Annotated in this window: 11 protein-coding genes; 6 read left to right on the top strand and 5 right to left on the bottom strand. The window is 72.1% G+C overall.

All coding sequences use genetic code 11. The features are described from left to right. Positions 1–16: 16 nt before the first annotated feature. Genes ABD056_RS04100 through ABD056_RS04090 form a run of 3 tightly spaced genes read right to left on the bottom strand, consistent with a single transcriptional unit; the run spans position 17 to position 3,158 of the window. Entirely contained in the window at positions 17–259 is a 243-nt protein-coding gene (locus tag ABD056_RS04100) for a hypothetical protein (RefSeq protein WP_343864669.1), read from the bottom strand. Beyond that, positions 256–2,697: a Lon protease family protein gene (locus ABD056_RS04095; protein WP_343864667.1), complete on the bottom strand. Its 2,442-nt coding sequence runs from the start codon at positions 2,695–2,697 to the stop codon at positions 256–258. Before ABD056_RS04095 ends, ABD056_RS04100 begins: the two co-directional genes overlap by 4 nt. 47 nt (positions 2,698–2,744) lie before the next feature. Next, the gene (locus ABD056_RS04090) at positions 2,745–3,158 is read right to left on the bottom strand and encodes a metallopeptidase family protein (RefSeq protein WP_343864665.1); all 414 of its coding nucleotides are present in this window, start codon (positions 3,156–3,158) and stop codon (positions 2,745–2,747) included. Between the two features lie 146 nt (positions 3,159–3,304). Between ABD056_RS04090 and ABD056_RS04085 the strand changes: the two genes are divergently transcribed. Both ABD056_RS04085 and ABD056_RS04080 read left to right on the top strand, forming a co-directional pair. After that, a complete protein-coding gene (locus ABD056_RS04085) occupies positions 3,305–3,604 on the top strand; it encodes a 4a-hydroxytetrahydrobiopterin dehydratase (RefSeq protein WP_343864663.1) in 300 nt (99 codons plus the stop codon). A 105-nt stretch (positions 3,605–3,709) separates the two neighbouring features. After that, entirely contained in the window at positions 3,710–4,249 is a 540-nt protein-coding gene (locus ABD056_RS04080) for a hypothetical protein (protein ID WP_343864661.1), read from the top strand. 81 nt (positions 4,250–4,330) lie between these two features. Here ABD056_RS04080 and ABD056_RS04075 read toward each other — a convergent pair whose 3' ends face one another. Together ABD056_RS04075 and htpX are read right to left on the bottom strand one after the other, a co-directional pair. After that, positions 4,331–5,662, bottom strand: a complete 1,332-nt coding sequence (locus tag ABD056_RS04075; protein WP_343864659.1) for an RsmB/NOP family class I SAM-dependent RNA methyltransferase — start codon at positions 5,660–5,662, stop codon at positions 4,331–4,333. Between the two features lie 82 nt (positions 5,663–5,744). Next, the gene (htpX, locus tag ABD056_RS04070) at positions 5,745–6,650 is read right to left on the bottom strand and encodes a zinc metalloprotease HtpX (RefSeq protein ID WP_343864656.1); all 906 of its coding nucleotides are present in this window, start codon (positions 6,648–6,650) and stop codon (positions 5,745–5,747) included. A 106-nt stretch (positions 6,651–6,756) separates the two neighbouring features. Between htpX and ABD056_RS04065 the strand changes: the two genes are divergently transcribed. The 4 genes from ABD056_RS04065 to ABD056_RS04050 all read left to right on the top strand — a co-directional run bounded on the left by ABD056_RS04065 (position 6,757) and on the right by ABD056_RS04050 (position 10,214). Next, positions 6,757–6,990, top strand: a complete 234-nt coding sequence (locus ABD056_RS04065) for a succinate dehydrogenase assembly factor 4 (protein WP_343864654.1) — start codon at positions 6,757–6,759, stop codon at positions 6,988–6,990. Between the two features lie 118 nt (positions 6,991–7,108). After that, on the top strand, positions 7,109–7,594 hold the full coding sequence (locus ABD056_RS04060) for a thermonuclease family protein (protein ID WP_343864652.1): 486 nt from the start codon (positions 7,109–7,111) through the stop codon (positions 7,592–7,594). 138 nt (positions 7,595–7,732) lie between these two features. Further along, positions 7,733–9,100, top strand: a complete 1,368-nt coding sequence (locus tag ABD056_RS04055) for a tetratricopeptide repeat protein (RefSeq protein WP_343864651.1) — start codon at positions 7,733–7,735, stop codon at positions 9,098–9,100. Between the two features lie 88 nt (positions 9,101–9,188). Beyond that, positions 9,189–10,214 carry an NAD(P)/FAD-dependent oxidoreductase gene (locus ABD056_RS04050; protein ID WP_343864650.1) on the top strand — a complete coding sequence of 342 codons (1,026 nt, stop codon included), beginning with the start codon at positions 9,189–9,191 and terminating at the stop codon, positions 10,212–10,214. Positions 10,215–10,222 lie beyond the last annotated feature (8 nt).

Here is a 10,222-nt window from a genome sequence, read left to right as displayed (position 1 = left end):
GACGGCTCCGCCTACGTCAACCATGTGGAACTGGTGCGGCGGGCGCGGGGGCCAGCGGCCGGGCGCGGGCGGTCAGCGGGCACAGGGCGACGGCGCCGGGATGGCCGGCCAGCCGGGCGATGCGGCTGTCGTCCACGCACACCGCCCGCACCGGCAGCCGCCACTGCCGCCCCAGCCGCGCCGCCAGGGTGAGGGCGGCGAGCGACGGCGGCGAGGCATCCACCGCCGCCACGATCGCCCCGCCGCCGCCGCAGGTCACGGCCGCCCCCCGTTGCCGTTGCGCGGCCGCAGGTCGCCCGACAGCTCCATGGCCCGCCGCCGCCAGCTTGCCAGCCGCGCCGCCACCCGGCGGTTGATGCTGCCGCTGGTCCAGCCGCCGTCGTCGTCGTCGTCGGGGGTGCCGGCCGGCAGGCCGGTGAGGATCTCGATGCCCTCGTCGATGGTGGCAACGGCATGGATGTGGAAGCGGCCGGCGCGGCAGGCCTCTACCACGTCGTCGCGCAGCATCAGGCTGTGGACGTTGGCGCGGGGGATCAGCACCCCCTGCTCGCCGGTCAGGCCGCGGGCGGCGCAGACGTCGAAGAAGCCCTCGATTTTCTCGTTGACGCCGCCGATGGGCTGCACCTCGCCGAACTGGTTGACCGATCCCGTCACCGCCAGCCCCTGGCGGATGGGCGCATCGGCCAGGGCCGACAGCAGGGCATAGAGTTCGGTGGAGGAAGCGCTGTCGCCGTCGATCATGCCGTAGGACTGTTCGAACACCAGGGTGGCCGAAACGCTGAGCGGCCCGTCCTGGCCAAAGCGGGCGGCGAGGAAGCCGGCGAGGATGAGCACCCCCTTGCTGTGCAGCTCGCCGCTCAGGTTGACCTCGCGCTCGATGTCCACCAGTTCGCCGCGGCCCATGCGCACGCGGCAGGTGATGCGGCTCGGCCGGCCGAAGGAGAAGGTGCCCAGCTGCAGCACCGCCAGCCCGTTGATCTGGCCGGCCTTGGCGCCCTCGGTATCGACCAGCAGGGTGCCGCGGGCGATTTCCTCCTGGATGTGCTCGCGCACCCGGTCGGTGCGGCGGGTCTTGGCGTCGATGGCCTGCTGCACGTCGGCGCGGGTCATCACCGCCGCGTCGCGCCGGCCGGCCCAGTAATCGGCCTCGCGCACCAGATCGACCAGCGACGCCATGTGGGTGGTCAGCCGTTCCGCATCGTCGGCGAGGCGGGCGGCGTGTTCGATCACCCGCGCCACGGCGCCGCGGTCGAGCGGCCGCAACCCTTCCTGCCGCGCCAGCCCGCCGATCAGCCGCGCCACCGCCAGGGTGGTGTCGTCGCGGCGCGGCATGCGGAAGTCGAAGTCCGCCTGCACCTTGAACAACTCGCGGAAGTCGGGGTCGTGGTGGCTGAGCAGGTAGTAGATCATCGGATCGCCGATCAGCACCACCTTGACGTCGAGCGGGATCGGCTCCGGCTCCAGGCTGGTGGTGGTGAACAGGCCGATGGAAGCGCCCGGCGCCTCGATGCGGATCTCGCGGCTGCGCAGGGCGCGCTTCAGGTCTTCATAGGCGAAGGGCTGGGTCAGCAGCTTGCGGGCGTCGATGACCAGATAGCCGCCGTTGGCACGATGCAGGGCACCGGCGCGGATGAGGGTGAAGTTGGTGACCAGGGCGCCGAAGCGCTGCTGATGCTCAATGCGGCCGACCAGGTTGGGCTGGCTCGGGTGGTCTTCCTCCACCACCGGGGCACCGCCGCTGTCGGCGTGGCTGACCAGCAGGTTGACGGCGTACTGCTCCAGCTGGTCGTCGCGCTGCGCCCCCAGCTGGCGGCGCACCTGCGGCGGCAGCTGGCGCAAATCCTCGCTGTCGGGCAGGAACTGGTCCACCCGCTCGATCAGCGCCGCCCGCACCGCGTCCAGGTGGGCGAGCACCGCCGGGCAGTCGTCGTAGACCGTCTTCAGGTCGTCGATGAGGTGGCCGACGGCGTATTCCGTCACCTCCTGGTCAAGCTGGCGGATGCGGTCGCGCTGCTCGCGCTCCCACTTGGGGATGCGGGCGATGCGGGCCTGCAGGTCTTCCTGCAGGTCTTCCATGGCGGCCTTGCGCTCGGCCTTTTCCTCGTCGGTCAGCTTCTCGAACTCGTCGGGGGTGAGCACCTCGCCGTCCTTCACCGGCGCCAGCGCCAGCGCCGTCGGGGTGCGCACCAGCGCCACGTTGCGGGCGCGGGCCTTGCGCTGGACCTCCATGAAGGCGTCTTCCTGGCGTTCCTTCAGGTCGTCCTCGATGGCCTGGCGGCGGGTGCGGTAGTCCTCGCCCTCGAACACCGCCGGCACCGCCGCCTGCAGGTCTTCCACCAGCCGCGCCATGTCGCGCTGGAAGGCGCGGCCGCGCCCGGCCGGCAGGCGCAGGGCGCGCGGGCGCTGCGGCTCGTCGAAGTTGCTGACGTAGCACCAGTCGTCGGGGCGCGGCTGGTCCGCCGCCGCCCGGCCGATGAAGGTCCGCACCAGGCTGGCCTTGCCGGTGCCCTGCGGCCCGGCGGCGAAGATGTTGTAGCCGTTGGCGCGGATGCCGATGCCGAAGCGCAGCGCCTCCACCGCCCGCTCCTGGCCGACCGTTTCCTCCTGGTCGGGCAGGTCGGCGGTGGTTTCGAACGGCAGGTCCGCCTCCCGGCAGCGGGTGACGAGCAGGTCGGCGGACAGCGGCGGCAGGGGCATGGAAACCTCGGGCGGGGGAAGGGGCAGGCGGACGGGAACGGGCGGGATCAGTCGGCGGCCGCCTCGATGGCCTCCATGTCGTCGTCGGAAAAGCCGAGGTGGTGGCCGATCTCGTGGATCAGCACATGGCGCACCACGTGATGCAGGTCGACGTCGTTCTCGCACCAGTAGTCGAGCATGGGCCGGCGGTAGAGGAACACCATGTCGGGGCTGGTGCGGATGTCGAGCACGCTCTGGCGGTCGATGGAGACGCCGCTGTAGAGGCCGAGCAGGTCATAGGGCGACTCGAGGCCCATCTCGCGCTCGATCTCCTCGTCGCAGAAGTCGTCCACCCGCACCAGCAGGTCGGTGATGGCGGGGCCGAAGGGGGTAGCCGCCAGTTCCTCCAGCACCTCGTGGGCGATGGCCTCGATGTCGGCGGCGGTGGGGGCGGTGAGGGTGCGGAAGTCGGTGGCGGTCATGGAGCGGTCCGGCGGGCGGTTGAGGCGCGGGCGGGGCGGGCCCACCTTGGGGTGGGGCCACCGCAATGAACGGGTCGGACGGCGGGGCCGATGCTCCGACTGTGCAGCGCTCCGGCCCCCACCGCAACCACCGATGCGCAAAGGAAATGCAGATGGCTCAAGTGCTTGACGGGCAGGACCGCGCCGATGCCCTGGCCGCCCTGCCGCACTGGCGGGCGGTGGAGGGGCGCGACGCCATCACCCGCACCTACCGGTTCGAGGATTTCAACGCCGCCTTCGGCTTCATGACGCGGGTGGCGCTGGTGGCCGAAGTCATGAACCACCACCCGGAATGGTTCAACGTCTACAACCGGGTGGATGTCACCCTCGCCACCCACGACGCCGGCGGGCTGACGGCGCGGGATGTTCAACTGGCGCAGGCAATGGACCGCCTGCATGACCGCTGACCGCCGATTTCCTCTGGGCAACACCCCCGCGTTTCGCTAGCTTCTGCGGCTGACGCTGGCGAGTCGCCGGCACCCCACTTCATAGACGCCGAGGGGAGACTCCTCATGACGATCACTTCGCGCCGCCCGCTTCTGCGCCGCGCCGGCGTGGCTGCGCTGGCCCTGGCCGCCGCCGTCGCCGTGTCGACGCCGAGCCTCGCCGCTTCCGCCACCGCGGCCAAGGGCAAGGGCTGCGCCGATGCCGGCGAGGCCGCCGCCATGCACGTGCGGTCGCTGCAGACCTGGCTGGTGGTGGCGTCGCTGAGCTGCGGCACGGTGGAGGACTACAACACCTTCGTCGTGAAGTACAAAGGCTCGCTGCAGCGCCACGGCGACCAGCTGATCCGCTACTTCAACCGGGCCTACGGCAAGGGCGGCAACGACAAGCTGAACCGCTACGTCACCCTGCTGGCGAACGAGGCCTCGCGCCTCAGCCTGGACGACCGCGAGGCGTTCTGCGCCCGCGCCGCCGCCATTTACGACGAGATGGAAGGCGACGCCGTGTCGGCCAACCAGCTCGACAGCTACTCGGCGGAAAAGGTCGGCCTGCTGGCGGTGGAGCCCAAGAGCTGCATGCCCGAGGGCCTGCTCGCCAGCGCCCGCTGACGACCGACGCCTCGTCTCCGACATCACGGTACGTCTGCAACCCCGCCGTCGCTGAAGCGCCGGCGGGGTTGTCGTTTGTGCTCAGGCGCGGCGGAAGCGGGCGGCGAAGAAGCCGTCCATGCCGCCGCGGTCGCCCAGGTGGCACGGCAGGGTACGCAGCCAGCCTTCCGGCGTGATCGCCTCGGAGAGCCCGCCGACCTCGGCCGCCGTCACCGGCTCGGGCGTCAGCGGCAGGGCGGCGGCGGTGGCCATGCGGGCCGGCCCTTCCTGCGGCTGGAGGGAGCAGACGCAGTAGACCAGCCGGCCGCCGGGCACCAGCATCTCCGCCGCCGCCGCCAGCAGGGCGTCCTGGGTGGCGGCCAGCGAATCGGGGTCGCCGGCCTTCTTCAGCCGCAGCACGTCGGGGTGGCGGCGGATGGTTCCGGTGGCGGTGCAGGGGGCATCCAGCAGCACCGCATCGGCCGGCGTCTCCGGCCGCCAGGTGGCGGCATCGGCGCAGACGGTGGTGACGCGGTCGGCGAGGCCCAGGCGTTCCATGTTCTCGCTCAGCCGGCGCAGGCGCACCTCGGAGCGGTCGACGGCGATCACCCGCGCTCCGGCGGCGGCCAGCTGCGCCGTCTTGCCGCCCGGCGCGGCGCACAGGTCGATGACCGTCAGCCCGGCGACCTCGCCCAGCAGCCGCGCCGGCAGGGCGGCGGCGGCATCCTGCACCCACCAGGCGCCCTCGGCATAGCCCGGCAGCTGGCTCACCAGCCCGCCGTCGAGGCGGCGCAGGCTGCCGGTCGGCAGGATCTCGGCCTTCAGCGCCTCCGCCCAGGCGGCGGCATCGGCCTTGACGGTGATGTCGAGCGGCGGCTCGCCCAGGTCGGCTTCGGCGATGCGGCGGGCGGTGGCCTCGCCGTAGGTGTCGATCCAGCTCTGCCACAGCCAGCGCGGGGTGTTGAGGCGGACGTCCTGGCCGGCCAGCACCTCGCGCCCCTCGCGCGCCAGCCGGCGGGCGACGGCGTTGACGAGGCCGGTGAGGCCGGGCGCCTTCAGGGTCTTGGTCAGTTCCACCGATGTATCGGCGGCGGCGTGGGCGGGGGTGTCGAGGAACAGGATCTGCGCCGCCGCCAGCCGCAGCACATGGCGCACGGCGCCGTGGCGGCGGGCCAGCGGGCGGTCGAGGAAGGCCTTCAGCACGCCGTCGATCTGCCCCAGGCGGCGCAGGGTGGTGGTGGCCAGCAGCCGCACGAAAGCGCGGTCGCGCGCCTCCAGCCGGGCGACGGCGGCGTCGAAGTGGTCGTCCATGGCCTCGCCGTCATCCAGCACGGCCTGCAGCAGCCGCAGGGCGGCGCGGCGGGAGGCAAGCGCCGGCGCCTCGGCGGCGGCGGAGGGACGGCGGGCGGGGGCGGGGCGGCGCGGCTCGGTCATGCAAGGCTCTTAACGACAAAGGCCCGGCGCGACAAGAGGCGCCGGGCCGGCAGGGGCGGAAAGGTGTCGCCGGCGGCGGGGATCAGCCCCACGGACCGCTGCGGCCGGCGGTGGCCCACGGCGAGGCGGGGGCGGCCGGGGCGCCGGCCATGGCGCGCAGGCGGGCGATGCGGTTGGCGGTGGCCGGATGGGTGGAGAACAGGCTGTCCACCTTGCGGGCGTGCAGCGGGTTGACGATGAACATGTGGGCGGTGGCGGGGTTGTTCTCCGCCCGCGGGTTGTCGATGTGGCGGGCGCCGGCTTCCAGCTTCTCCAGCGCGCTCGCCAGCCACAGCGGCTGGCCGCAGATTTCGGCGCCGGCGGCGTCGGCGGCATACTCGTTGGTGCGCGAGACGGCCATCTGCACGATCATCGCCGCCATGGGCGCCAGGATCGACATCACCAGGATGCCGACGAAGCCGAGCGGGCTGGAGTTGTTCTCGTCGTTGCGGGTGGCGCCGAAGAAGAAGGCGAAGTTGGCCAGCATGCCGACGGCGCCCGCCAGGGTGGCGGTGATGGTGGCCGTAAGGGTGTCACGGTGCTTCACGTGCGCCAGTTCGTGCGCCATCACGCCGGCCAGTTCCTCGGCGGTCAGGATGCGCATCAGGCCGGTGGTGGCGGCGACGGCGGCGTTCTGCGGGTCGCGGCCGGTGGCGAAGGCGTTGGGCTGGGCGCTGTCGATGACATAGACGCGCGGCATGGGCATGCCGGCCCGCTGGGCCAGCTGCTGCACGATGCCGTAGAGCTGCGGCGCGCTGCGGGCGTCCACTTCCTGCGCGTTGTACATGCGCAGGATCATCTTGTCGGAGTTCCAGTAGGCGAAGAAGTTCATGCCGGCCGCCACCGCCAGCGCGATGAGCATGCCGGCCTGGCCGCCGATCAGCCAGCCGACGGTCAGAAACAGCGCGGTCATGCCGGCCAGCAGCAGTCCGACGCGAAGGGTGTTCATGGGCCTCTCCGAGCGCTATATCCCGTTTCCATGAATAGTGCTCGCCGGCCCCCTCTTCAAGAGGAATGCCGCACTGCAGCATCCGTCAGCCACGAAGGAAACCGCCATGTCCGACCAGACCAAGCCCGACCCCGCCGTTCCCGCCCCGCCGGCGCCGGACGCCGCGGCGGAGGCGGAGGGCACCGCCGGTACCGCCGGCCAGGCCCCGGCGTCCGCCATCCCCACCGTCAACCTGCGCGACATGCCGCCCTCCCAGGCCGACGAGATCGGCGGCCCGCGCGGGCCGGAGCCGACCCGCTACGGCGACTGGGAACGCAAGGGCCGCGTCTCCGACTTCTGAGGCGGGGCTCCTTCCCCTCGGCATCGGGCTTCAGGTTCTTGCAACGTTCCGCCTCTGCCTCTACACTTCCAGATTAATGGATGTGATAGAGCCTAAGAACACGCAGGGGATGTATCCGATGCCGCTCGCGCGGACCCGCCGCCGTTTCGGTCCGGTGCTGCTGCTGGCGGTGACGGCGGCGGCAGTGCCCTCGGCCGCGCCGGCGGCGCAGGAGGTTCTGGCCGGGCCGGTGGTGGCGCAGGTGGTGCGGGTGATCGACGGCGACAGCCTCCAGGTGCGGGCCCACATCTGGCCGGGCCAGCATGTGGAAACGGTCGTGCGGCTGGCCGGGGTGGATGCCCCGGAACTGCGCGGCCGCTGCCCGGCGGAGCGCGATCTCGCCCGCGCCGCCCGTGACTTCCTGGCTGCCCGCATCGCCGCCACCGGCAATACGGTGGTGCTGACCGGCATCCGCCATGACAAGTACGGCGGCCGGGTGCTCGCCACCGTCCTTGCCGGCGATGGCGGCGATCTGGCGGCGGCCCTGGACGGGCATGGGCTGGCGCGGCTGTACGACGGCGGCCGGCGCGACCCGTGGTGCCCGCCGGCACAGGCGGCGGAGTAGCATGGGGCCGGCGTCCTACGCCTTCTGATTGCGGCGCTCTTGCGCCGTGGCCCGATTCTGTCATAGTGCCGAAACCACGGTTGATCGGGCGCGCCGCTGCGGGAAAGGCGCCTGCACACCGGGGGCAGAGGGGGAAACATGGCGTTGATGGGAACCTTGCGCCGCCTGGTGGGCGGCAGCCGGGCGGCTGGCCCGTCGGACGAGGCGCCGGCGCGGGCCGCCGCCGGTCCGGTGCGCGTCGTCATCGCGCAGTTCGACGGCGACGACAGCGGCGCCGTGCAAGGCACCCTCCACAGTCGCCTGTCCGCCCGCTCCAGCCTGCAGGTGGTGGTGCTGCCGCGCCGCATGACCACCGCCACCGATCCCATGAAACGCATCGAGGAAGCCACCAAGCTCGGCCGCGGCCTGCTGGAAAAGGCCGGCGCCGAGGTGCTGGTGTGGGGCGAGGCGGCGCCCGGCGGGCTTGCCCGCCTGCGCTTCGTCACCCAGCCGGCGGCCACCGACTACGGCTCCGGCGCCGCCATCGCCAGCGAGCACCTGGACCTGCCCGCCTACCCCAGCGACGAGCAGGCCGACGTGGCGGAGCTGATCCTGCTCGCCGCCGCCCGCCCGGCCGACGACGAAGTCCGCAAGGCCCGCGCCGACCAGCTGCGCACCGCCCAGACGGCGGCGCTGCGGGTCATCAACCGCGGCGGCCTGCCGGACGCCTGCCTGCCGCCGCTCAAGGGCTGGCTCGCCAACCTGGAACTGCACCCGTCCCTGCGCAACGAGGGCATGACCGACGTCGAGATCGCCGCCGGCCACTATCGCGGCGCCCTGGCGGCGGGGCCGGAGGTGCTGGGCGAGCCGATGATCGCCGCCCTGCGCGCCCACCTGGGGGCCGCCGTCGCCGCCCTCGGCAGCGAGCGCCGCGACACCGAGGCCATGGACGAAGCCGCCATGCTGGTGCGCGCCGCCGGCGCCGTCATCACCCGCGAGGCGCTGCCGGAGGAATACGCCGCCCTGCAGGCGCTGCTGGGCTGGATCCTGCAGCGCCAGGGCACGCTCGCCAACCGCACCGGCTATCTGCGCGAGGCGGTGGCGGCCTACCAGCTGGCCTGCTCGGTGTGGACCCGCAACACCAACCCGACCCGCTGGGCGGAGACGCAGGTGAACGTCGGCCGCCTGCTGACCACCCTGGGGGAATTCACCCACACCCAGGAATTCCTCGACCAGGCGGTGACCGTGTTCCGCCAGGTGGCGGCGCTGTACACGCGCGAAAAGGCGCCGGTGTTCTGGGCCAACCTGCAGAACAACATCGGTTCGGCCCTGTTCGCCAAGTCCAAGCGCACCAACAATCCGGCCGACCTCACCGCCGCCGCCTTCGCCTACAAGGAGGCCTGCGCCGTGTTCGAGGAAAAGCAGATCACCAAGTCGCTGCACGTCGCCCGCAAGAACCTGCACCGGGTGGAACGCCTGGTGCAGATGCGCGCCGGCGGGGCGCAGCCGGCCCGCGCACCGGAATAGACCGGCCGCCCCCCTTGATCTTCGCGCGCCGGCCCGCCATTGTCGGCGGCGACCGTCTTTCCGTGTGCAACCGTTCAGGCCTTCCCCCATGCAGACCACCTTCCAGACCGATGCCATCGTGATCGGCGCCGGCCCCGTCGGGCTGTTCACCGTCTTTCAGTGCGGCATGGTCCGCATCGGCTGTCATGTGGTGGACGTGCTGGACGAGATTGGCGGCCAGTGCACGGCGCTCTACCCGGAAAAGCCCATCTTCGACGTCCCCGGCTTCCCCCGCATCGAGGCCGCCCGCCTGATCGAGCAGCTGGAGGCCCAGGCGGCCCCCTTCAAGCCGGTGTTCCACATGGGCCAGCAGGTCAACCGCCTGGAGCGCAGCGAGGCCACCGGCCGCTGGCTGGTGGAGACCAGCAAGGGCACCCGCATCGAGGCGCCGGTGGTGATCATCGCCGCCGGGGTCGGCGCCTTCGGCCCCAACCGGCCGCCGCTGGACGGGCTGGAGGCTTACGAGGGCACCTCGGTGTTCTACATGGTCGGCAAGCGGGAGCAGTTCCGCGGCAAGCGCATCGTCATCGCCGGCGGCGGCGACTCGGCGGTGGACTGGGCGGTGTCGCTGTCGGAAGTGGCGGCCAGCGTGCAGGTGGTGCATCGCCGTCCCAAGTTCCGCTGCGCGCCCGACAGCTACGACAAGCTGAAGGCGCTGGAAGGCGCCGGCAAGGTGGAACTGGTGGTGCCCTACCAGCTGTCGCGCCTGGAAGGGGCCGACGGCCGCCTGTCGGCGGTGATCGTCGCCGACCTGGACGACAAGGAACGCCGCCTGGACGCCGACGTGCTGCTGCCCTTCTTCGGCCTGTCCACCAACCTCGGCCCGATCACCGAATGGGGGCTGGAGATGGGCACCAAGGGCACCATCGCCATCGACCAGTCGACCTCGGAAACCTCCGCCAAGGGGGTGTTCGCGGTGGGCGACATCGCCGGCTATCCGCACAAGCTGAAGCTCATCCTCACCGGCTTTGCCGAGGCGGCGCAGGCGGCCCATGCCGCCTTTGCCTACGTCCACCCCGGCGAGGCGCTGCACTTCGAGCATTCCACCACCTCCGGCGTGCCGGCCGGCGGCTGACGGGCGTG

This window comes from Caenispirillum bisanense (assembly GCF_039523075.1).
GTDB classification, from domain to species: Bacteria; Pseudomonadota; Alphaproteobacteria; order Rhodospirillales; family Rhodospirillaceae; genus Caenispirillum; species Caenispirillum bisanense.
Note: the sequence above shows the minus strand (reverse complement) of the source record. Positions and strands in the feature narration are given on the sequence as shown.